Source organism: Weizmannia sp. FSL W8-0401, from assembly GCF_038009125.1.
Classification (GTDB): domain Bacteria; phylum Bacillota; class Bacilli; order Bacillales; family Bacillaceae_C; genus Weizmannia; species Weizmannia coagulans.
The window spans coordinates 2,714,769-2,738,908 of the sequence record NZ_JBBPAG010000001.1 but is presented as its reverse complement, the minus strand read 5'-3'; the positions used below and the strand labels follow the sequence as shown (position 1 = coordinate 2,738,908).

At 42.5% G+C, this 24,140-nt stretch carries 19 protein-coding genes and 2 pseudogenes; 18 read left to right on the top strand and 3 right to left on the bottom strand.

The window, feature by feature from the left end; all coding sequences use genetic code 11:
- Positions 1 to 13: 13 nt before the first annotated feature.
- From NSU00_RS13380 to NSU00_RS13340, 9 genes and pseudogenes are all read left to right on the top strand, one after another.
- Positions 14 to 1,444, top strand: coding sequence for a HAMP domain-containing sensor histidine kinase (locus NSU00_RS13380; RefSeq protein ID WP_340703804.1), 1,431 nt, complete (start codon positions 14 to 16; stop codon positions 1,442 to 1,444).
- Between the two features lie 163 nt (positions 1,445 to 1,607).
- A complete protein-coding gene (locus tag NSU00_RS13375) occupies positions 1,608 to 1,997 on the top strand; it encodes a hypothetical protein (RefSeq protein WP_340703803.1) in 390 nt (129 codons plus the stop codon).
- 329 nt (positions 1,998 to 2,326) lie between these two features.
- Entirely contained in the window at positions 2,327 to 2,632 is a 306-nt protein-coding gene (locus NSU00_RS13370; RefSeq protein WP_340703802.1) for a copper resistance CopC family protein, read from the top strand.
- Positions 2,633 to 2,802: 170 nt separating this feature from the next.
- Positions 2,803 to 4,113: a transposase family protein gene (locus NSU00_RS13365; protein WP_340703301.1), complete on the top strand. Its 1,311-nt coding sequence runs from the start codon at positions 2,803 to 2,805 to the stop codon at positions 4,111 to 4,113.
- A gap of 213 nt (positions 4,114 to 4,326) precedes the next feature.
- On the top strand, positions 4,327 to 5,688 hold the full coding sequence (locus NSU00_RS13360; protein WP_340703801.1) for a CopD family protein: 1,362 nt from the start codon (positions 4,327 to 4,329) through the stop codon (positions 5,686 to 5,688).
- 51 nt (positions 5,689 to 5,739) lie between these two features.
- The gene (locus NSU00_RS13355; RefSeq protein ID WP_328194508.1) at positions 5,740 to 6,354 is read left to right on the top strand and encodes a YcnI family copper-binding membrane protein; all 615 of its coding nucleotides are present in this window, start codon (positions 5,740 to 5,742) and stop codon (positions 6,352 to 6,354) included.
- A gap of 382 nt (positions 6,355 to 6,736) precedes the next feature.
- Positions 6,737 to 7,639 (top strand): Rpn family recombination-promoting nuclease/putative transposase, encoded by a 903-nt coding sequence (locus NSU00_RS13350; RefSeq protein WP_042512562.1) that lies wholly within the window; start codon positions 6,737 to 6,739, stop codon positions 7,637 to 7,639.
- Positions 7,636 to 7,812: pseudogene (locus NSU00_RS13345) on the top strand (DUF4351 domain-containing protein); the annotation flags it as partial. The gene NSU00_RS13350 and the pseudogene NSU00_RS13345, both read left to right, overlap by 4 nt.
- A 68-nt stretch (positions 7,813 to 7,880) precedes the next feature.
- A protein-coding gene (locus NSU00_RS13340) for an IS3 family transposase (RefSeq protein WP_371862244.1) occupies positions 7,881 to 9,043 on the top strand; the annotation gives its coding sequence in 2 pieces (ribosomal slippage) (positions 7,881 to 8,124 and positions 8,124 to 9,043; 1,164 coding nt in all).
- 184 nt (positions 9,044 to 9,227) lie between these two features.
- Here the strand turns inward: NSU00_RS13340 and NSU00_RS13335 are convergent.
- Together NSU00_RS13335 and NSU00_RS13330 are read right to left on the bottom strand one after the other, a co-directional pair.
- A complete protein-coding gene (locus NSU00_RS13335; protein WP_340703800.1) occupies positions 9,228 to 9,866 on the bottom strand; it encodes a hypothetical protein in 639 nt (212 codons plus the stop codon).
- 126 nt (positions 9,867 to 9,992) lie between these two features.
- Complete coding sequence (locus tag NSU00_RS13330; RefSeq protein WP_340703799.1) at positions 9,993 to 10,949, bottom strand: hypothetical protein; 957 nt, start codon at positions 10,947 to 10,949, stop codon at positions 9,993 to 9,995.
- Positions 10,950 to 11,475: 526 nt separating this feature from the next.
- On the opposite strand from NSU00_RS13330, the gene NSU00_RS13325 reads away from it, so the two are divergent.
- The 9 genes and pseudogenes from NSU00_RS13325 to NSU00_RS13285 form a co-directional block, all read left to right on the top strand.
- Positions 11,476 to 12,813 carry an IS1380 family transposase gene (locus NSU00_RS13325; RefSeq protein WP_081355869.1) on the top strand — a complete coding sequence of 446 codons (1,338 nt, stop codon included), beginning with the start codon at positions 11,476 to 11,478 and terminating at the stop codon, positions 12,811 to 12,813.
- Positions 12,814 to 13,018: 205 nt separating this feature from the next.
- A complete protein-coding gene (locus tag NSU00_RS13320) occupies positions 13,019 to 13,252 on the top strand; it encodes a zinc ribbon domain-containing protein (RefSeq protein WP_437177876.1) in 234 nt (77 codons plus the stop codon).
- A 137-nt stretch (positions 13,253 to 13,389) separates the two neighbouring features.
- Complete coding sequence (locus NSU00_RS13315; RefSeq protein WP_258922244.1) at positions 13,390 to 14,535, top strand: glycerate kinase family protein; 1,146 nt, start codon at positions 13,390 to 13,392, stop codon at positions 14,533 to 14,535.
- A gap of 786 nt (positions 14,536 to 15,321) precedes the next feature.
- Positions 15,322 to 16,785: a transposase gene (locus NSU00_RS13310; protein WP_326242223.1), complete on the top strand. Its 1,464-nt coding sequence runs from the start codon at positions 15,322 to 15,324 to the stop codon at positions 16,783 to 16,785.
- A 295-nt stretch (positions 16,786 to 17,080) separates the two neighbouring features.
- Complete coding sequence (locus NSU00_RS13305; RefSeq protein WP_013860504.1) at positions 17,081 to 18,130, top strand: 2,3-butanediol dehydrogenase; 1,050 nt, start codon at positions 17,081 to 17,083, stop codon at positions 18,128 to 18,130.
- 137 nt (positions 18,131 to 18,267) lie between these two features.
- Positions 18,268 to 19,347 carry a PRK06851 family protein gene (locus NSU00_RS13300; RefSeq protein WP_340702986.1) on the top strand — a complete coding sequence of 360 codons (1,080 nt, stop codon included), beginning with the start codon at positions 18,268 to 18,270 and terminating at the stop codon, positions 19,345 to 19,347.
- Positions 19,348 to 20,070: 723 nt separating this feature from the next.
- On the top strand, positions 20,071 to 21,942 hold the full coding sequence (locus NSU00_RS13295; protein ID WP_237348560.1) for an anaerobic ribonucleoside triphosphate reductase: 1,872 nt from the start codon (positions 20,071 to 20,073) through the stop codon (positions 21,940 to 21,942).
- Positions 21,939 to 22,415, top strand: coding sequence for an anaerobic ribonucleoside-triphosphate reductase activating protein (gene nrdG / locus NSU00_RS13290; RefSeq protein ID WP_328004743.1), 477 nt, complete (start codon positions 21,939 to 21,941; stop codon positions 22,413 to 22,415). Before NSU00_RS13295 ends, nrdG begins: the two co-directional genes overlap by 4 nt.
- A gap of 83 nt (positions 22,416 to 22,498) precedes the next feature.
- Positions 22,499 to 22,659 (top strand): annotated as a pseudogene (locus NSU00_RS13285) (SDR family oxidoreductase); the annotation flags it as partial.
- Positions 22,660 to 23,054: 395 nt separating this feature from the next.
- Here the strand turns inward: NSU00_RS13285 and NSU00_RS13280 are convergent.
- Positions 23,055 to 23,951 (bottom strand): LysR substrate-binding domain-containing protein, encoded by an 897-nt coding sequence (locus NSU00_RS13280; protein WP_340703798.1) that lies wholly within the window; start codon positions 23,949 to 23,951, stop codon positions 23,055 to 23,057.
- Positions 23,952 to 24,140 lie beyond the last annotated feature (189 nt).

Here is a 24,140-nt window from a genome sequence, read left to right as displayed (position 1 = left end):
AGGTACTATCGTTATGGGGGTATTGATTTTTACGATAGGATTCATTCCGATTGTCTTGGCCGTGAGTATGCAATCACTTTATAAAGAGTCAAAGCTGTCTCGGATATTGGGATTCTATATGCTTTTGATCACGGCCTGGCAATTCGATATAGGCGTCCTTTTTCTCGGAAAAGTATTAAGCAAGGAAACGATCCTTGTTCTTTTCAAATTTCTTCGGGGCGGGACGACTTTTTCCATACCGGTTGTCTATTACATTGCTTTTTCTATCATAAAAGGCCAGCCGGCACTTCTGGCAGGACGGAAATGGCTGGACAAACTATCGAATGTTTTACTCAATAAAAAGGTTTTATATTTTTTGATTTTCTGGAGTACGGTTATTTATTTTATAAACTGGACAAGTTTAGGTACAAAAGGCTTGTATATGGCGAATAAAAATGGGGCAAATACCCTCTTTTTATTTCCTGAATACGGGCCGCTGATCTGGCTATATATTTTACATATGGGCAGCTTCTTACTGTTTTTAATCCTTATATTCATGATGACCAAAGGAATGGTAAACCAAAATATCAAAAGATTCCTGGCCAGGTTTAGCCTGTATTCCCTGCTTTTATACATATTCGGTTTTTTAAACTTTTCTCCTGGAACCGGTGGTATTTCCAGCAGTATCGGGGTTATCATTTTCTCAACCTTGATCGTCATGGAGTTCATAAAATTAGGTGCAAATATAAAGGCAAACTATTATGAAATAATGGAAAGGCAGATGAAATTGGACTACACCGGCAACTTAGCCGGAAGTCTGATTCATGAAGTGAAAAATGCGAATCAAATCATTAAGGGCTTTTCCCAAATGTTAAATGCAAGCGCTGGTATGGATAAAAAAGATAAAGCTTATTTGAATATGATAGAAAAAACTTCTGAGCATTTAGATGACTTAGTAGATAACTACAAGACCTATTTGAAATCATCTTCCACCACTTTTAAGAAAGAAAATCTGGAATCGATCATCAAGGAGTCTCTTGCGTTTTCCCAAGCCATTTTAACAAAACATCAGATCGAAGTTGAACTGCTGAATTGTTATCATTCCCTTGATGCGTACGTAAATAAAGCAAATTTGAAACAAGTTTTTATCAATCTTATTAAGAATAGCATAGAGGCGATTCCCGAAGATAGAAAGGACAAAAGGATTGCGATCCGGATTGAAGTGGACCAGGAAATGATTATGATCCATTTTAAAGATACTGGCACAGGGATTGGGCGGGAACACTGGGAAAGTGTTTTTAACCCTTTTTTGTCATTGAAACCTGAAGGAATGGGATTAGGCTTGCCTTATGTGAAAAAGATTATCATTGAGCATCTCGGCAATATCCGGATCGTTGAAAGTTCAGCGGAAGGAACCCATTTCCAAATTGAGATTCCACAAAACGGGATATTAAACATGGACTAGCACTTCGCTTTTGGAAAACGGGCCGGAGCCTGAAATGCGCGGCAACCGCCAAATCTGGCGGGGGATTTCCATCGTATTGCCATCCAAAACGGCGGGCAACATAAAGTGTCCCGCCGTTTTTGCACATCGATTTTTTTCCTGCTTTTGCGCCCAGCAATGCTTATTGGCTGACCTGCTTCCGCAAAACCGTTCCTTTCTAACCGTGCTTTCCGGATGGTTTCAGCGCACGGAACAACAGCGCTCTCCCGCTGTTGCGGAAGACCTGATTGACTCAGGAATCGTAACGGCCATTCCAATTCCTTCCAAACCATCTTTTTTACTCATTATACTATACCGGCTGCGACAATTTTCCTATGAAAATGCCAGTGCGGAAGATGATTCACTGACACCGAAACAAACGGAATATGCGCTGTCACTCGTATATCAGTTGCGGGGCGAATACGAACTCGCCATCCCGCCTTCTGCATTAACCGTAAAAGATCTGAACCGGCTGATCGCATACCCGAAGTTTAAAAACAAGGGAATATTGGTGAATCTTGTAAAAAAGGGCTAATCATTACAGGCATTGACAAATGATCCGAAAGGGCCCCATCCCTTCACCCCGTAAAAAGCAAACCCTAAACAGCATTTACTGTTACGGTGCCTGCCACTCCCCGTAAAATGCCGGATTAAACGCGGCGGATTGCGGGAAGTGGCAGGTATTTTTTCACAAACACTTGTTGAAAATCCTTCTCATTTGTAAACCGTGAAATCATATATTAAGCTAATAGTGGCTGCCCTCAGGGAGCGGCCCTCCATCACCCATTGTATTTTTCCAAGTACATTATGGATTTGATCGCGGGAAAATAGCGCGTATCTCATTTTGAAGGGAGGGAGGTTCATTTGAAGACCAGAAAGTACGTTTTATTTGCCGCTTTACTCTTGTTCGGGGTGCTGCTTTTTCCTTCCATGGCGTCTGCGCATGCGTACATCGTAAAATCCAGCCCTTCTGAAAATGAAGTATGGAAAGCACCGCCGAAAAAGGTGACAATCCAATTTGATGAGAAAATCCAGCCCGTAAATGATTCCATTCAGGTATTTGATGAGGATGGGAAGCGGGTGGACCGAAAAGACGGAAGGATCAACTTTCGCAATGGAACTATTTTGGAATGCGGCTTGCCAGCTCTGAGGAGTAAAAATTTTTCGTGATAATTTAAATATACCTCCCAAAAATGCGGCTAAATATGTAATAATTTAAATAATTAGAGCTTACTGGACGAATATTTTGGCATTGCTTACTGACAAATCGGATACAAGCTAATATTCGATTCGTTCAGCAAGCCCTAATTAAACTTCGCTGTTTTGAGGGGGTTTTTATTTTGGTTACTAGAAAAGAAAAAAGAAATCGTGAAAAAGAAGCAAATTATTTTTTCGAGTTCCTTAAAATTCAGAAGCATTTTTTCAAAGACCTGATGAATAACCTAAAAAAGGTAGCAGACCACCGACATCAAAGCTATATCACTTATGGTCCAGAGGTCCTTTTATTTACGATGATGTTGAAAAATATGACCGGCCTAAAATCCATGAGAAACATGAGTGAGAGTTTTAATAAAGAAGAATGTATTAAAAATGTAGGGAAGGTGTTAGGCTTAGATTCTCTTGAAGAACTTCCACATTATGATACAATTAACGACTTTTTATCTGGCTTAGATGTAAATGAATTAGAAAAAATTAGAACGTATATGATTAAAGAATTATTGAAAAAAAGGTCTCTCGAGTCTTATCGAATTGAAGGAAAGTACTGGGGTGTCATCATTGATGGAACTGGATTACACACCTTTCATGAGAAACATTGTAAACACTGCCTGAGACGGGCATATACAAATAAAGAAACAGGAGAAACGAACGTACTTTATATGCACCATGTACTTGAAGCCAAGCTTGTCGTGGGGGATATGGTCTTCAGTATTGCCTCCGAATTTATCGAAAATGAATCAGAAAATGTTTCTAAGCAAGATTGTGAATTAAAAGCCTTCGACAGGCTGGCAAAGAAAATAAAAAAAATATTTAAAAGACTACCGATTTGTATCTTGGGAGATAGTCTCTATGCATGTGAAACGGTATTTAATCTGTGCAGGGCGCACAAATGGAAATATATATGCAGATTTAAGGAAGGGAGAATTAAAAGTATCTCGACGGAGTTTAAGGCAATAAAAGAGCTGGAACAAAGTAAGGATCAGAATTCATTAGTTTGGGTGAATGATATTGCCTACAAAGACAGAACGGTCAATCTGATGGAGGCCACAATGAAAACAGAGGATGGGAAATCGAAAGAGTATGTATTTATAACGGATATTAAAATCACGAAAAAGAACGTGGAACGACTCATCGCTGCAGGAAGAAGCCGCTGGAAGATTGAAAATCAAGGATTTAACGAACAAAAAAATAATCGTTACAATATAGAACATGCCAATAGCCAAAACTACACAGCCATGAAAAATCATTATTTATTAGTTCAAATAACAGATATTATTAGACAGCTGTTTGAAAAAGGTTCGTCAATCTTAAAAGCACTCAAAAAAACGGCAAAAGAAAAATCCTCAAATCTGTTGGAAGCGTTTCGGACACGCATTTTAACAGACGAGGATTTCACCCATTTAAGTAAGCCAATACAAGTAAGGTTTACTTAATGGTTATATTATAGCAAAGGATGTGATGTAAAAAAAGGTTTTTTTGAAGTTATCCACAATTTTAAAAAAGAAATTTGCAAATTCGGCTCTTTTTGACTTTGAAAGCAGAAAAAATAGATGGAAAAATTTTCTAAATGTGGATAAGTCATTTTATCATAAAACATCTAAAAATTGATGAATTTACTCTTCAGAACTGGCGGCTTGCGCACAAACTTGCCAAAAGGTACATATCAAATCCAATGGAAAGCGGTTTCCGGTGACGGGCACCCTGTCCAAGGCGTTATCCCTTTTCAAGTTGGATCCGGGCATCAGGCGAAGCAACCATCCACTCCCGGAACGGAAACGGGGTACACACCAAAAATAGACTTGATTTTGATCCGCTGGCTGCAATATGCCAGTTTTGCTTGTATTGCCGGCATGCTTTTCTTTTCTCTGCTCATTGTTCCGCGGGAGTACGGCCACAATCAATATATGAAGAAAGCGGCCGGCAAGATGCTGCAAATAGGTATTTTGTTCCTGACCGCGGGCACTTTATTAAGTTTGCCTTTATCGGCTTCCGTTGAACTGACGACTTCATGGCGCCATGTGCTCCATGCCGGCATATTAAAAAGCTTTATCGTACATACAGCTTTTGGGCATATATGGCTGATACAGATTGCTCTGTTGCTATGCCTGGCTGCTTTGGCATTTTTTCATTCAAAAACGAAAAACCCTGCTTTGTTTTTTGCAGCACTCGTTCCCGTCCTTGGATGGGTGCTCACCAAAGCGTTCATTGGCCATGCTGCTTCAGCCCCGCATCCCGTATGGCAGGTGGCGCTGGATTTTCTCCATTTGCTTTCGGCAGAAATCTGGATTGGCAGCCTGGCCATGTTCGCCGTTTTTATGCCATTGGCAAGGCATGAGGATACAAAGCCGCTTTACTTCCGGATGATCAGAGCATTTTCAAAATGGGGCATTGCCCTTGTCGTTGTGCTCGCTGTGACAGGCGTTTCGGGCAGCATTACCTATGTGCCAAACTTGCGGTCACTCGCAACGACCTCTTATGGGAAAGTGCTGTCTGCTAAAATCCTTTTGTTTCTCGTTATGGTCATGCTTGCCGCGTTGAATTTTTGGAACGGAAGGCGGAGCAGGAAAAAAGGGATTTTTGCCTCCGTATGGGGTGAACTGGCAACAGGGCTTGCCGTGCTCGTCCTCTCTGTCATTTTGACGAACTTGCCGACTGCAATGGCGGCACCCGGGCCGTTCAAAGAAACCAAAACTGTCCATCAACAAGAAGTAACATTTTCGGCCACTCCGAATGTGATAGGGGAAAATACATTTACATTGTCGCTGAAAGACCGCAATGGACGGCCGATTGGGCACATCGAGCAAGTGACATTAACTTTTACTTCGCTTGAAATGGAAATGGGCAGCGAGTCGAAAGTATTGAAAAAAGTCAAAGACGGTTACTACCGCGCAAAAGGTATGGATTTCAATATGGCAGGCCGCTGGAATGTGCATGTCCACGTTTTGAAAAAAGACTTGAATACCATTGACACGGATTTCTCCGTTCATGTTGGCAGCCAGCCTGATTGAGGGGGAAGACGGAGTTCAAAAAGCGGTTCCAATGAAAGGAGAAAATGAAGAATGTTGAAAAAGTTTGCCAGAGTCGTGCTGCCGGCATTTTTCGGTTTATTTCTGTTTGCAGGTGCAGCAAGTGCCCACGTAACCGTGAGCCCGGCCACATCCACAACCGGCGCATGGGAAACCTATACGATTAAAGTGCCGACAGAAAAAAATATTCCAACGACCAAAGTCACCATTAAAACACCAAAGGGCGTCGAAATTGAATCGTATGAGCCGGTGCCGGGGTGGACCTATTCGGCTGAAAAAGGATCAGACGGAAAAACCAAGAATTTTACTTTTAAGGCTGATGGAAAAGGCATTTTACCGGGCCAGTTCCAGCAGTTTACAATTGTTGCCGCAAACCCAGATCATGAGACCGAAATCGCCTGGGACGCGTACCAATATTACAAAGACGGCAGCATTGTCGAGTGGACGCAGGACAAAAACGGCGACAACCCTCATTCGATCACAAAAATAGTGAAGGGATCGGATACCGGCCAATCCCAAACCCATGATACAACAACCAACAGTGGCAAAACATCCGGCTCTTCATCCAACACCCTGCCGCTTATCTTGTCAATCGTATCGGTTGTGCTGTCACTGGTTGCCTTGATCACAGCATTTCGAAAAAAATGAAAATGTGCGCCTGTCACCGCCCGGGGCGGCAGGCGCTTTTTTCACGGATTGTAAATGGCAGAATGCCGTAAAGCAAGAATTTCCCGCTATATATCAAATATTTAAGTCCCGTTTCCGGTAAAACAATAAGTGCAGGCGGAAAAGGCGGCAATCAGCAACAGTACAAGGAGAGCGTTAAGGGGGTTATGGCCGTCTCCGTTTACAATATCCTGATAAGAAAAGTATTTAAAAGGGCAAAGCACGTTGAGCGCGTACAGGTTGTCAGCCAAATTTGTCAATTCGTTGATGGCAAATGTTCCGAATTAGACGTAGGTATTGAAAAACGGACGTTTGTCCTATAAAATAAAACTGAAAAATAAGAAAAGGAGTGAGCGATTTGCCATTGGAACTGGTAATGGAAAAGCAGGCCGGTTACAACGTGCATGACCGTTTGTTTAAGGAGCTGATCCAAAACTTTTTTAAGGAATTTATGGAAGCGTTCTTCCCGGATGTGTCAGCGGATCTTGACTACCGCCGTGTGAGGTTTTTGTCGCAGGAACAGTTTACGGACTTTCCGGGCGGCGAACAAAAACGGGTTGACATCCTTGCCGAGACGAAGGTAAAAGGCAAAGACACCGTGATTCTCATCCATGTAGAGCCCCAGTCGTATTACCAGAAACTTTTTCCTGAGCGACTATTTCGCTATTACATGATGATCAGCCTCAGGCACCGTAAACCAGTATTGCCGATTGCCGTATTCAGTTATGAGGAGAAAACAGAGACCCCCGATACGTACACCTTTGCCTTCCACAACATCGAAATTCTTCGTTTTCACTATTTATCCATTCATCTGATTAAGAAAAACTGGAGAGATTATATCCGGAGCAACAATCCCGTTGCCGCAGCATTGCTGAGCAAAATGGGGTATACAAAAAAAGAGCGGGTGCAGGTCAAACTGGAGTTTCTGCGGATGCTAGCCCGGATGGAACTCGACCCTGCAAAAATGAGGCTGTTATATGGTTTCTTTGATTTTTATTTAAAACTGAATGAAAAAGAGGAGGCGGAAGTAATGGAAAACATTAAAATGCTGGATCCGGATGAAGCAGAGCAAGTATTGAAGCTGCCGAATTCTTACTTTGACCGCGGGTATAGGAAGGGAAAAGAAGAAGGTGAAGAAAAGTTAAAAAGATTTATTGCCAACTTGTTAAAAAATCAAGTGGATTTGAAGATCATTGCCCAAGCATCCGGCTTGAGTGAAGAGGAGATCCTGAAAATCAAAAGGCAGATAGAGGGGGAAAAGCATTGAGCCCGGTTTGTGACGAAGCAGAACAAGTACTAAAGCTGCCGAATTCTTACCTTGACCGCGGGTATAGGAAGGGAAAAGAAGAAGGAAGAGAAAAAGGAAGAAAAGAAGAAAGAAAAGAATTGTTACAAACGATTCCAACTGCCATCAAAATGTTGCAGGAGGGTATGGATCTTTGATGCTAGTATAGTTTCATGGACACCCTTTAGTGAAATATAATATTAACGAAGGGATGTGTCCTGATATGGGTAACACAAGCGAAAAACGTAAAAGTTATCATGCTGAATTTAAAGAAATGGTGGTTGAGCTTTATCAAACTGGAACACCAGTAAAACAGATCTGCAGCGAATATGGCCTGTCTGAAACGACAATCTACAAATGGATCAGAAAACAAAAACCGGTTAAGCTGGATGACGGGAGCTCTTTTACCCCGGAAGAATTTCTGAACCTGCAAAAAGAATTGCACCGGCTGAAAGAGGAAAACGAAATCTTAAAAAAAGCTATGGCCATATTCGCAAAGAAGTAGATCAAACCACTGTTATATCCATGATTGACGAGATAAGAGCCAAACACCATTATGACCTTAAAACCATGTGTACGGTCCTTGGCGTGCCGAGAAGTACCTACTATCAATCCAAACAAAAAAAAGAGTCAAAAACAAAACGGGAAAACCGGGAGTTGACAGACAGAATACGAAAAATCCATACGGAAAGCAAGCAGAGGTACGGAGCGCCGAAGATCCGCCATATGCTTGAAAAAGAAGGGCTCAAAGTCAGCCTGAAACGGGTTCAGCGTTTGATGAAGGCTGCAGGCATTTATTCCATTATCAGAAAAAAGTACCGTCCCCATTCCAATAAGGGCAAGATGGAAGAACACGATAACCTGCTGAACCAGGACTTCTCAACGACAACCATCAACGAGAAATGGGTTACGGATATTACGTACATTCATACTTTGAGAGACGGTTGGTGCTACCTGGCTTCCGTAATGGATTTACATTCCAGAAAGATTGTCGGTTACGCTTTTGACCGCCACATGACGACTGAACTGGCTTTAAAGGCAGTAGAAAACGCTTATCAGGCACAACGTCCAGGTCCGGGATTGATCTTGCATTCTGATTTGGGATCCCAGTATACAAGCGAGAAATTTGCAGAATACATGGAAAAGAAGCAGTTCAAACACTCCTTCAGTAAAAAAGGTTGCCCATACGATAACGCCTGCATTGAGTCTTTCCATGCAATTCTGAAAAAGGAAGAGATCTACAGAGTCAACTATTTGAACTTTCAAGCTGCCAGAAGAGCCTTATTCGAATTTATAGAAGGCTGGTACAATCGGAAACGGATTCATAGCTGCTTGGGCTATATGACGCCACAAGAGACAGAAGACAGTATCAAAGGGGCAGCGTAGTGCTCTTCACAATTTTACAAGCATCCGCTTTACATGGAGTGGCGGGTGTGGCAGGCTTGTTTGCCATGCGAAAGAAATCATTGCCCCTTTCGCCCTTCGCATAACACCACGCCCGCAGAGGCTCCATGTCAAGCGACCAGCGATGTCATGAAAAATATGGCATGAGATCAAAATTAAATTTCACTTATTGGTGTCCAAAATATTGACTTAAATCCACACCAACGAACAAATGAGATTCAAACTTTTCTTCTATTAATCTTTCAATCTCACCCCCATAGTTTTCTAGTAAAAAAGTAAAGTCTTCTTCATCAAAAACTGGAATAAACTTACTTTCCTCTAAAGTACGGAGACTTTCTTTCAAAAAATTCCCACCATGTTCCACATATAATAACTGAATTTCCTCTTGAAGATGTAGTTCTCCATATCCAGCATATAACTCCCTACTAATTGTCAATAACTTTTCATATAACCGTTCAATTTCTTCATTCACCGTACGATTGATAAAATTCACTTCATTCACATCAGACATAAACGCTTCATATTCATTATCATTTAGAAAGCGAATAAATCCTTGCACATACTCTTTTAACGTAGGAAAACGCTGATTATTCAATTCGTTGCCATACATCTTAATCAACGTTTCCCACGGTACATTGAATAACGACTCCACACCATAAATCATAACCCCTACTGGAACATGTGGAGCTAGTTCAAACAATTTTTTCGCTGAGTGATATACCTTTCTTTCTCTCCCAATAGCGACTGCACTATCGGCAGCTAAGGCAACTCCTCTAGGATTCATAAGAACGATTTCTGCTGTCATACGAAAACCACCTAACCTTTTAATTATTGTAGGAAAAACTTCCTTTTCCATTCAGATAGAAAACTTGATAAAAAATCTTTCATTTTTATAGATCAATAAACTTAAGATTAGACAAAAATGATTTTCTCAAAATCGCTTCATTTGTTCTTCTAACTCTTTCTGTTTCTTCAATTCACGTTTAAGGTCATCTGCTCTATTTTGCGCAAAAATTGTATTGGAATTATAATTCATTTGTTTAACGTATTCCTTAGCAGCATAGGCCGTTTTTTCTTTTTGCCTTTTCAATTCTAATTCTGTTTTTTGTTTTTGCTGTAGACGGTTCATTCGAATACCGTCACCAACAGAACTTGAACTTCCTGCACTATTTGGTGAAAAGAGTTCTACTATAAACATTATGATAGTTAGTAAAGTCATACCGATAAAAATGAAGAAATCTATGATTCTAATTCGCCATAAAGCTCCTTGAATGGTAGAAACATTTCCCTTTTTCAGGCGCTTCAACACTCTAATTTTCGTTTTTTCATTACGGAGTTTTGTATCGTACAACCCACTCTCAATCTCATTAACTAATCTTTTATTTGTTCTAGTCAAACGAATCATGTACTTATTGGTTAACATTGCAACAAAGAAAGCAAAGATAGCTGGAATGATGGCCACCAAGCCAAACCATTGGAATCCTTCCCATAAATTCGTGACTTCCATCTTGGATGTGAAAAAATTAGCAACTTTACTTAGTAAAACAAATATAATAAGTCCTATTACTTTTCCATACAGACTATACCAAATAAAATCATTTCTACTAAGTGAAGTTTTGGATTGATTTTTGTTTGTAAGGTTCAGGAAAAAACGTACAATTAAAATACTGAGAAATATGGCTGGAATTGCAAACACTACACCGTAAATCCCAAGGGAGTATTCGTAAGTATAATAGCTATATAAACCGTTCTCAACAGGCACATGTCTTGTCAACAATTGATTAACTAGCTTATTGAATACAACGGTTAAAATTATCGTCAAAATTAAAACTAGTCGTGTTTTACTTAGGAACGTTTCTTTTAATGTCCACTTTCTCCTTTTTAACATCGGAACCATCCCCTCCATATTAATTTTTAGCAGGTAACAGAACCAGTTTTATAGGTACGCAGGACACGTCCCCCTGTTTCCAAGTAAAATTGCAATGGAAATTAAAACAAACAAACCGAACCATTTTTTACGTAAAAGCATGAAATATTCCTCCCTAATCCTCTTTTCTTAACGGAACCAACTTCAGTTTTATCGAATTAGTTCTAATTCTTTAAATTTATTATAAAAAGTATTTAGAACTAAGTCAATATATTTTGAATAAGTTCCAACCACTACACTTTCATTCTATATTTATATTTTAGAGCCTCTGCCAAAATAAAAATATACCCTTGAGCAAGGCTCTGGAAAATTAATTATCCCGATTTTTTTGCCTTTTCATCCAGATTTTCAATTCACATCCAGATTTTCAATTCAATAGAACCTGAATCCGTGACGAAATTTCCGCTTAAAGGCAAACAAATCGCATAAAATTTAGTATAATTGGTATATCAGACAAATTAAATTCATTCCACATTCAGGTGATCTCATGAAAAAGTTTGTGATAGAACCCACAAAAGAACGAATTGTTGCCCAAGCTGGCTTAGCGATAGTAGGAAATTTACTAAATCAAACGAATTTAGTTTCCAGGTTGAATGCCTATAAACTCCCTGATATCTCCCGGTATCCGGCTTGTTCCAATGGTGATGTGGCTAAATCTTATATCGGCTTGCTTTGCCAGGGAAAAAGTGATTATGACAATATTGAAACCTTCCGTGATGATGCTTTTTTTGCACTGGCTTTGGATATCCAGAGGGTTCCTTCCAGCCCGACTCTCAGGCAACGATTGGACCAGGCCGCCTTGGTGGAAAAATGGAAAACGATCTTGCACGAAGAATCGCTGGATCTGATTCGCCATACAAATGCGGAAATCAGCCCGGTTTACGCCAAAGACAAACCGTATATCCCGGTTGATCTGGATGTCTCCCCTTTCGATAACTCCAAGACAAAAAAAGAAGGGGTAGAAAGAACCTATAAAGGCTGTGACGGTTATGCCCCTATGTTCGCTTACATGGGACAGGAAGGTTACTGCCTGCATGTTGAGATGCGAAAGGGAAGTGTCCACTGCCAAAAAGGTACACCAAATTTCATCCAGGAAACCATTCAATCTGCCCGGAAACTAACAGATCAGCCATTGCTTTTCAGGCTTGATTCCGGAAATGACAGCCGGGATAATCTCATTATTCTCCTAGAAAACCATGCAAGCTTTATTATCAAACGCAATCCCCGTAAGGAAAAAGCTGAGGACTGGCTGTACATTGCCCGAAAATATGGGATCTGTTGTGAAGAACGGGAAGGAAAGAAGGTTTACCTTGGATCCATCCCCGAAACCATTCAAATTAAGGACCAGGAGCGAAGCATCCGAAAAGTTTTTAAAGTGACCGAAAGAACCATCTCAAGAGACGGACAAATTTTTTTAATTCCCGAGTATGAATTTGAAACCTACTGGACGGACCTTGAAGTGCCGCCTCATGTGGTGATCTCTCTTTATCATAACCATGGCACTTGCGAACAGTTCCATAGTGAAATTAAATCAGAACTGGATCTCGAACGGCTGCCGTCAGGCAAATATGAAACGAATGGCCTTGTGCTCCATTTCGGTGTATTTGCGTATAACCTGCTTCGCTTGATTGGACAAGAAAGCTTGAAAAAACAAGATACGCCATTGAAAAAGAAAACAACAAGAAGAAGAATCCGAACCGTCATCCAGAATATGATCACACTGGCCTCAAAGCTGGTTTTCCGTGGCCGGCAATGGAAATTAAAAGTCGCGGAGACCAACAAATGGTTACCGGTCTTTACTCGTTTGTATCAAGCCTTTTACTAAACATCCCGATCAATAGACTACTAGGAAAAAAGAAATAAAAAAAACGAAAACTTGCAAAAAAATGGAAATTTGCAGATTTATTTGGCGTGCACAAAAACGAATGAAACAGGGGAATTTTTACATACTGAATCACTAAAAGTGCATTTATCGAATAGTCGGACACCACTATATCCTTACTCTTGGGAAATCTACCTATTAACGGCGTTTGTTATATTTTCGTCACGGATTCAGGTATAAGCTAAAAGAACAAGGGAAACAACTTGTGAAAATTGATAAGTGGTTTCCCTCCACTAAGAAGTGTTCTTGTTGTGGTGCAGAAAAACCTGTGAAACTATCTGAACGCACCTACCGTTGTTCGTGCGGTTATGTGGCAGATCGCGACTATAATTCAGCAATCAATATCAAAAATGAAGGTATACGCTTATTAGCGTTATCATAAGTAACAAAACTCTTGGAACAAGAGGGTTAGCTCGGTCAGTTTTCGTTGGCTAGTAAAAGCAACGATAAGTCGAGAAGCCCCCACTTCAATTAGACCGCAAGGTCAATAAGTGGTGGGTAGTTCACTGGGGTGAAATGATGAAAAATCCAGTCTTTTTATTAGCGCCGGATTCGTTTAAAGAGAGCATGACGGCAAAAGAGGTATGTGCCGCAATGGAAGCAGGGATTAAAAAAGCGATCCCGGATGCTGTTTGCATTCAGGTTCCAATGGCGGACGGCGGGGAAGGAACGGTTCAATCGCTGGTGGATGCAACAGGCGGAACGATTTACCAGCAAACCGTCACAGGGCCGCTCGGACATCCGGTCACAGCCTGTTACGGGATTCTCGGAGACGGGGAAACGGCAGTAATTGAAATGGCATCTGCAAGCGGCATCCATTTGGTCACAAAAGAAACGAAAAATCCGTTGGTTACCACAACCTATGGTACCGGAGAACTGATTAAAGCCTGTCTGGACAAAAAAGTAAAACAGATTCTGATCGGCATTGGCGGCAGTGCCACAAACGACGGGGGCGCCGGGATGGCACAGGCGCTCGGTGTAAAATTTTTAGATGAAAGGGGCGGGATGCTTCCTTTTGGCGGCGGTGCACTCGGGGATTTGGCGGCAATTGATTTGGCCGGCCTTGATCCGCGCTTGAAAGAGGTGCAAATTTTTGTCGCATCGGATGTTACCAATCCTTTATGCGGGGAAAACGGCGCTTCTCATGTATTCGGGCCGCAAAAAGGCGCGACGAAAGAAATGGTTGCGCTCTTGGATACCAACCTTTCGCATTATGCCGCCATCATCAAAGAACAGCTTGGCAAAGATGTTGCTGAGGTCCCGGGGGCAGGGGCTGCAGGCGGCCTCGGTGCCGGTCTGATGGTGTTCACGGATGCCGTGTTAAAAAGCGGCATCGAGCTTGTCGTGGAATACACCGGATTGGAGCAAAAAGTAAAAGATGCTGATATCGTTTTGACCGGCGAAGGCAGCATCGATTTCCAGACGCAGTTCGGGAAGACCCCTTATGGCGTGGCCAGGGCAGCAAAAAAACATGGGAAACCCGTAATTGCCGTTGCCGGTTATGTCGGGGAACAAATTGATGTTTTATATGAAAAAGGCATTGATGCGATCTTTGGCATCCTGCCCCGCCCGATGGCGCTTGAAGACGCTTTGCAAACGGGTGCTGCCAATATTGAGAGAACATGCGAAAATATCGCGCGGCTTTTGGTGCTAGCGAAACAGTAGAGGGCGTATCATATTTTCACGAAACGGCAGCAAGCCGTTAACTGTGATTAGATGCCCATGCCGCAGTGAATACGGCACCACCAGAAAAACGAAAATCAGCCGGCGTATATTTTCAGGATAGACGCCCTGGTGATGCAAACCAATGGATGCCGTTAAAAATTCCGGTACAGGACGTTAGCCATTGTGCAAGCTAAACCGCCATACAAAGCCGCAAACGAGCGCAGACCGCAAAAAGGCTGCGCTTTTCACCTGCGTAGCAACCGGTATGCCAGTTCGAACAGATCAAACAGCTGAAATGGATTTTTTTCTATCAACTCTTTAAAATTTTTATGGAAGAATGTTTGTCTGACTGGATTAAAATAAAAGTCCGCTTTTTATGGAATTTTATCTTATTTTAACGCGATATCCATGAGGTGTAAGCGTATTAATTGCTATTTATATATAGAGCCCTTGCCAAAATGCTATATCCCCTGAAACTGTAAGCATTCAGACAATTAAAGTTCGTTGATTTATTCCACTAAAGAAAAAAGACGTTTGTAGAAACATTATGACAAATATAAAAAGAAATTGTGAGTTTTTGATTTTAATAGGATAAATTTGCTTATTATAAGTGCCAGAATTTTATCACTTTTTGAGGCTTTGGGCGAGTTTCAATAGATTAGGCTACTCATTCCTGTGGAAAATATTGTAAAACGGAAAAGGATGATTTTTTTTGAAAAAAAAGAGCCATGAAAGCCACTCCTTTGCTAAGATATAAGTACGAGCAAATATCCAGGGAGTGATTTCATGACTATTTCTATTCTAACACAAACCAGAGACTTTTCAATACAACAAAATTTGATTCCCCACAATTGGCAAGACTATGCCGATATACCATTTGTCATTCCAGCCATGTGTTTCCCTTGGGAGATTTTTAAGCCGATTGAACGAGAATACTACACCCTTTTATATTTGCACCTAAAAAATGAAAGAGCACATGATCATTCTAATGAAATACAACCGGCACTATTTCCAATAACGGAGGAAGAAGACAAGTCTGCGTCTTCATTATTTCATCTCCCTTCCACTGGGAGAAAACCGCATCCTTTCATGCCCTTTTTTCGTGCTTTTGAACTGGCCTCTTTACAGTATATTGAAGTGATGGTGGAGAGTGTCTATTTGCAAGTGAAATCAAACCCGCTATTTGCCACCATGTGTGGATTTACGGAGAAAATTCCGAGCTATCGTTCCTTTGCTCGTTTTGATCAAATCATGACAACAAATGGTCTTTGGGAAAAAGCCCGGCTATTGGTTGTTGAATATAATAAAGGGGAAGGCGTGGTTGAAACGAATGAGGAAGCAGCCGCCGTGGATACATCGCATATAGAGGCAGAAGCAACCTTGAATAAAACAAGGAAGACGTGTTCTTGTGAGGGTAATTGCGATTGCCCCAGAGTCCTTACGGACGACAATGTAGGGGTAATGCGTAAAAGTAATGCAGTCTCCTATATTGCGCATAAATTATCAATGGTATGCGGGGTGAGATCCGGTTTGCCTTTGACGCGGGAAGTATTTAAAGGAAATACACCCGATGGGAAAACATTAGAACCGACATTGGAAACGTTTAAGACAGAGCACCCCGAGATGGCTGAGCAGTTGAGCTTTATCCTGGCAGATGGAATCTACCAAACGCCGGAAAATCAAAAAGTGACAAAGGATGTATTACAGGCGAAATTGGTGGCACCGATCAATCCACGGAACCGTAAAGATAAACCAACTACCGCCCGAGGGATTGAAAAAATCAACCGGTACGGCACTCCCATCTGTATCAGTGGACATAAAATGGAACTTAGAGGATCTGATCGGGAAAAGGGGCAATATATTTACACTTGTCCTGTATTTCATCCAAATGCCAAGCAAGAAGGTCTCACCTGCCCGCTAGCGAATCACGCGGAATGTTGTAATGGGGCAGCACAAGGAAGAGTATTTAGGATGGACTTTGATCAAACGCCTCAAGTAGATGTCGAGTTGCCTCAACATGGTCGCACATTTGAAGTGTTATATAGTGCCAGGACGATCATCGAAAGAATCTTTGGCATTTTAAAAGACGGATACAGTCTCCGTCGTGTTCACAAGCGTGGGAAACAGGCAGTTGAAGCTCATGTAGATCGATGCATGATATCTATGCACATCATGGCAAATATGGCGTACCATCAGACAGGAAAGGCCAATTGTGGATGGACACGCAATCGGCTGCAAAGAGCAAATTAAGTTATTCACAGGTGGATATGTGAATAAGTAAAATGAGCGTTTCCTTTCCACAAAGGGTAGTGAAAAAAACCCATTTTGTGAAGGCGGGATACGTATGCCCTTTTTTTGAAGGAAAATGACCGTTTTACTTCTATTGAATTGAAAATCTGGATGAAAAGGCAAAAAAATCGGGATAATTAATTTTCCAGAGCCTCGCTCAAGTGTATATTTTTATTTTGGCAGAGGCTCATAATAATATTGCTATGTATTTGTGGTAAACGATATTCAAAGGAAAATTTGCAAGTGAGTGGAAGAAATGAAAGCAGCAGTATGGCACGGAGAAAAAGATATTCGTGTAGAAGATGTTGAATTGCGCCCGTTAAAAGAGAATGAAGTGAAAGTAAAAGTAGCATGGGCCGGGATTTGCGGCAGTGACTTGCATGAATACCAGGAAGGGCCGGTATTTATTCCTGTTGGCGAAGAAAATGAATTTACCGGTGAAAAAGCGCCGCTCACGATGGGGCATGAATTTGCCGGTGTGATTGAAGAAGTCGGATCAAAAGTTACCAAGTATAAAGCAGGCGACAGGGTTGTTATTAACCCGACGATTACCCGCGGAATCAAACCGGATGAATTCGATCGTTATGACGGCTACGCTTTTATTGGATTACATAGCAATGGCGGATTTGCGGCATACGCCAACATTCCAGAAAATAATATTTACCGCGTGCCGGATTCCTTGTCTTTGGAGGAAGCTGCATTAGTTGAGCCTAGCGCGGTTGCTGTACAGGCTGTGAAAGATAGTGGTTTAAGATTTGGCGATACGGTTGCGATTTTTGGTGCAGGCCCGATCGGATTATTGACCATTGTTGCAGCACGTGCGGCAGGTGCAAGCCGGATTGTCGTGGCGGATTTGTCGCAACCTCGTCTGGACCTGGCGAAAAAAGCAGGCGCGACCGACATTATTAACTCCGGGGAAAAAGATGCCGTCCAAACCATCCGTGATCTTGTTCCGGGCGGCGTAGATGTATCCTTTGAAGTGGCCGGCGTTGCTCCGACTTTCAAACAAGCACTTGATGCAACGAAAGCACGCGGGATTGTCGATGTCATTTCTATCTTTGCACGCCCGATAGAATGGAACCCGATGCAGTTAACGAATACAGGTGTTAGCGTTACAGCATCGATTGTTTACACGAAGAAAACATTCCAACAAACGATTAACCTGATTGCATCCGGCCAATTGAAACCGCAAGACGTCGTTACCAGCCATATCCAATTGGAAGAAATCGTTGAAAAAGGCTTCGAAGCTTTGACAAAAGACAAATCCCAGGCGAAAATTTTGGTTAAATTGAGCGGGGAGAAATAAACCTTTTAAGAAGAGGCCGGCCCGGGCTGATTCCGGGCCGGCCTCTTTTCTTTGCAAGAGGAAATCACAACCTTTTTGCGGGGCGCATAGGCTAATGTGGAAAACCGTTAATTATCCAAACAGAGGAGTGGCGGGATATGGCTAGAAAAGTGTTGCATTATTTTGCAGGCGGCAATACCGGGAAAGGGTTTGCGCATTATTTGGATTCAAGTTTGCAGGGTTTGGATCGCGTGTTTATTTTAAATGGCAGGACAGGGAAATCATACATCATGGAAAAACTGGCGGAAGCGTGGAAGCAAAAAGGTTATGATCTTGAACTGATTCATTGCCCGTCTGCCCCTGATTCGCTGGATGGCCTGATGATTCCAGGATTAAAAACAGGAGTGGTGGATGGGAATGCGCCGTATGCGATTGAACCGAAAGCAAATGGATCGGTTATGATCCTGGAGGACGCATTGGACGCCAAATATGAAAAAGAGGTATTACAGCTGAATCGCCGTATACAGGAAGCCTATCAATCTGCGTACAAATCGTTTGCGGAAAGTTTGCGCCATCATGATGACTTGGAGGCCATTTACTTAAAAGAAATGGATTTTGAAAAGGCAGGCCAGGTGACACAGCAGCTGATTGAAAAGCTATTTGGCGAGAAAACCGGGGGCGGGAGCGCAACGGTATACCACCGTTTTCTCGGGGCAGCCACACCAAACGGAGCAGTTGACTTTATCCCAAATCTGACGGAGGGGCTATCGAAACGCTATTTTATAAAGGGGCGGTCCGGAACCGGCAAATCCACAATGCTGAAAAAAATTGCGGCCAAAGCGTCAGAAAAAGGATTCACGACTGAGATTTACCATTGCGGATTTGATCCAAACAGCCTTGATATGGTCATCGTCAGGGAACTCGGGTTTTGCATTTTTGACAGCACCGATCCGCACGAATATTTCCCTGAGCGAAATGGGGACGAAGTGATAGATATGTACGCGGCTGCGGTGACGCCGGGTACGGATGAAAAATACGCAAACGAAATTCAAGCTGCCCATAAGCGGTACAAAGACAAAATGAAAGAAGGGACCGCCTGGTTGCACGAGGCAAAAGTGCTGAACGATAAACTGGAAATGTACTATGATGAGGCACTGGACTTCGCAAAAGCGGACCAGATCTATCTCAAGATCAATCAAGGTATCCAGGAAGCTGAACGCCTGCAAACGCAATCGTGATAAAATGGGATGCCGCCGGGAAATGCGGCATTTTTTTTTGAGGAAATGTAAGGCATTGCGGGGTTTTTCGGGAAGGCCCGTGTTTTTCAAAGTAGATTCTCATGCCCAGTGAACGCGGCACCAGCAGAAGAATGAAAATCAGCCTGTGCAATTTTCCAGGATAGTAAGGAAAGGCATCACGCGATTCCCCAGGTACCGATTTGCCTCCATAAGGCAACACATGATTCCCCACGGGGCTATCGTCTTGTTGAAAAACATTACGGTTTCCCGGTTTCCAGCGTAAAAGGGAAAAAGAAAGACCCGAATCGTTTTCCGGAGACGCTCCCCCTTTCGTATTGAAATCCAAAACACACTATGGTAGGATACTATATGTAGTTAGTTGTCTAGGAAATCAATACTAAATATGGTGTTTTGGGGGAGGGTGGCAGATCTGTCTGAAAGGGAATCCAGTTTAAATCCGGGCTGCCTACAAAACTGTTCGGCTGTATTGCCCATCAGAAGGGCCAGAAGCACAAGCCAGGCCTGCCATAACTTGATGTTTCGGAGGGCGGAATTTTTGCCGTTTTGGCCGCCGTTTATTCCGCGATTGAACGGGTTGGTCGGGCAAGGATGTTGCGGAAATTTTAAGCCGCTACGCCGCAGCCTTTTTTCATTGAAAATGCATGATGTGCCACCTATTTTTTCATGCCCAAAACCGGTGCGTTAGAAAGGAGAACCAGTAAAATGATGACAAAAAATGAACAAGAAACCAGTGGCGTTTTTCCCCTGCATGCCTTAAATGAGATTGTGTTTTCCCGTAATCATGATTTAATGCAAGAAAATGCAAATATGGATGGCTCTTCACCAATGGGGCAAATGTCAAAAATCTCTTCTGAAGTCAGCAAAAGTTATGCAAAGCAAATGTTGCTTAGCAAAGAGGTCGTAAAGGCGATTGATGACAATTTTATTTACCCCCATGACCTTGATTTTATGGTAACGGGTACGACCACATGTTGCCAGATTCCGCTGGGCAGGGTATTAAAGGGCGGATTTAATACCGGACATGGGTATATGCGTGAACCGAAAGACATTGGCAGCGCGATGGCTTTAGCAGCGATTATTTTCCAAGCCAATCAAAATATGCAGCATGGCGGGCAAAGTTTTCCGATGTTTGATTATGATCTTGCTCCTTACATAGAGAAAACCTTCCATAAAAATAGAAAACGTTTGAAAACCTATGCCACCAGCTATACAGACGAAGAGCTTGAGGCATTAGCCTGGGAAGAAACCGACCGGGATGCGTACCAGGCATGTGAAGCTTTTATCCATAATTGCAATTCGATGCATTCCCGCGGGGGAGGGCAGGTCCCGTTTGTATCTATTAATTACGGTACCGATACGTCCAAAGCCGGGCGATTGCTCATAAAAAATATGTTGTTGGCAACGAAAGCCGGGCTCGGGAAAGGGGAGACACCGATTTTTCCCATTCAAATTTTTAAAATGAAAAAAGGGATCAATTTTGAACCCGGGGAACCAAATTATGACTTATACCAATTAGCACTTGAAACGACGGCAAAACGTTTATTTCCGAACTTTAGCTTTATAGATTCCACGTTTAATCGTCCCTATTATGACGGCACGCCGGAATCAGAAATTGCGTATATGGGCTGCCGCACCCGTGTGATGGCAAACCGCCATGGAAAAGAAAATAGTATCCGCCGCGGGAATTTGTCCTTTACTTCTATTAATCTTGTAAAAATAGCGCTGATTGCTAAAAATGAATGTGAATTTTTTAACATACTAGATCGTTATCTTCACCTTGCCATTCAACAATTGTTAGAACGGTTTCATTTCCAGGCAAAAAAGCAGGCGAAACATTTTCCTTTTTTGTACGGGGAAAATATTTGGCAGGATAGCGAAAATTTAAACCCGGATGATGAAGTAGGAGAAGTATTAAAACATGGCACATTAAGTGTTGGTTTTATTGGACTGGCTGAAGCACTGGTTGCACTGACAGGCAAACATCATGGGGAGTCTAATGATTCTTATCAATTAGGGTATCGTATCATTCAGCATATGCGGGAGAAAGTGGACAAAGCAAGTGAGACTTATGATTTAAACTTTTCCTTAATTGCAACGCCGGCAGAAGGGTTATCAGGGAAGTTTACGCGAAATGACCAAAAAGAGTTTGGAAAAATTCCCGGGGTGACGGACCGGTCCTATTATACGAACTCATTCCATATTCCGGTTTATTATCAAATCAAGGCGATTGATAAAATAAAAATTGAAGGTTCTTTTCATAAATTATGTAATGGCGGCCACATCACTTATATTGAGTGTGATGGGGATGTTTCAAAAAATGTCCGTGCTTTGGATCGATTGGTAAAAGCCATGGCGCAATATGATATTGGCTATGGTGCCATCAATCATCCCGTCGACCAGTGCGGCGTCTGCGGTTATTCGGGAATCATTGATAATGAGTGCCCGGTTTGCCATAATGCCGATGAAGGTAGGATTGGGCGCATTAGACGAATAACCGGTTACCTGGTTGGCGATATGAAAAGGTGGAATTCGGCCAAACGTGCAGAAGAGAGCGAAAGGGTGAAACATCAATGAGGGTCATGAATATCATCCACGATTCGGTTGTTGACGGTGAAGGTTTGCGAACCGTGATCTTTTTTGCAGGCTGTCCGCACTTTTGCAAGGGATGCCATAACCCAAGGAGTTGGAATATCCATAATGGGACAGAGATGCAGGTTGAAGATGTCGTTGCAGAAGTGGCCGGCAATCCATTAACAGATGTAACCTTTTCCGGCGGTGAACCCTTTTTTCAAGCGCAAGAAGTGTGCGAAGTGGCAAAACGATTAAAAGCACTGGGGAAAAATATTTGGGTTTACTCAGGCTATACATTTGAACAATTAATCGCTTCCGATGATCCCTGTAAACGGGAATTGCTGCGATATTGTGATGTGCTCGTTGATGGTCCGTTCCTATTGGCAGAGCGGGATTTAACCTTATCCTTTCGCGGGAGCAGAAATCAGCGGATTATTGATTTAACAACAAAGCGGGGAATGGAAAGATCATTTTAATCAAAGGCAAAAGTGGAGAGATGGTTGCCCATCTCTCCGCTTTTGCCGGTGTATAATCTAGCTTGTTCGGATGAATCATAGGAAATCCGGAAATGAAAGCGAACGCAACACGCGGAATTCCACAAAAAAGCTCGGTACGCCGGAAGAAGTGGCAGAACTGGTCACTTTCTTATTGACTTCTAAAGCGGAGTACATAAATGGGGAAGTCATCCGTATTGACGGTGGGTTTACCAATACAAAATAGAATGCAATCAGCGCCCAATTACATAGATTGGGCGCTGCATACGGTTATGGACGGATTGTTTCCGTGTTCCATAACTGGAAGTGTTCTGCATTAAATGTATCCGGACTTCCTTCACATTTAGGCGTTCTGCATTCAGATATCCAACAACATTCACGGTCTTTCTTCAGATTGAATATCTGCATCAAGATTCATCGTAAAATTTTCCCCTGCTTCCTTCACATAGACGCCCATGCCGGAACGGGCGCGGCACCGGCATCCAAAATAAAGTCCGGCGGCAAGGCTTGCGAGCCAACTTTTTTGGCAGAAAATGGGCAATCGGAAAAATGATGTTTTTCTCCAGGCTGTGTTTCTGGCATGGGCGGCAGCCGCATATGAAATCCGTATAAAAAGATTGATCAGGAACCGTTTATTCGCTGCTCCTGCTTCGTCAGCACGTCCACCAACTTTTGCTGTAAAGGCGTTAAAATGTGATTGGACCGGTAGGCAAGGGAAATGAGAAATTCCGGCTGGCCGGGGTCAGCGAGCGACAATGCTATGACAGGGGCGTATTCCGGGACGGCAATTTCTGTAAGAAAGCTGATGCCGACATTTTCAGCAACCATGCCTTTAATGATTTGAATATCATTTGTCCGGTAAATAACCGGCGGATGGGTCCGGGTCTTTTTTGAGAGCCCTTCAAAAGCCAATGGGTGAATAAAATGGTCGCTCAGCTGAATGAACGGTTCGTCTTTCAGTTCTTGAAAAGCCACGGATTTTCTCGTAGCAAGCGAATGTTGCGGGCTGACAATAATTTTAAATTTTTTGCGGGCAAGCAAATGGCTCGTTACGTGCTCGTCTTCTATCGGATGGATTGCGCCCAGCAAGGCCATATCCATTTTCCCCGTTAGCAGTTTGTGAAACAGCGATTGTGAACCATCCTCGTACACATTCATATTCTGCAGCAGATTCTCTTTGGCGAGCATGGAGGAAATGGCCGGGAAATAATAGTTCCCTATAATCGGCGGCAAGCCAATGGAGACCTTTTCCATTTTTAATGCCTGGATTTCCTTCCGGGCAATATCCAGTTCTTTCAGCATCTGGGTGGCATGCCTTTCAAATTGCCGGCCGCTTTCTGTAAAACGTATCTCGTGATGGGACTGGTCCCTTATGATCAGCTGCGTACCAAGCTCTTTTTCAAGCCGCTGGATAGCAGCGGTAATTGCCGGCTGGCTGACATGGAAAAAATTGGCCACTTTTGTATATCGCTTTTCCTGATACAGCTTTTTATAGTATTGTAAATCCTTGATGTTCATAAAAAATCTCACGTCCATTAAAAAAATTCACATTGTGTTCAAAAAAGGGTATCCCCGCGTTCCCCGTTCTGTGCAAACGGCCCCGGTGTTTGTTAAGCGCTTCACATCACTAAAGGGTGTCCATGAAACTATACTAGCATCAATTCAAATAAATGTTTGACTATCAAAAGGAAAGGGGTACAATATATT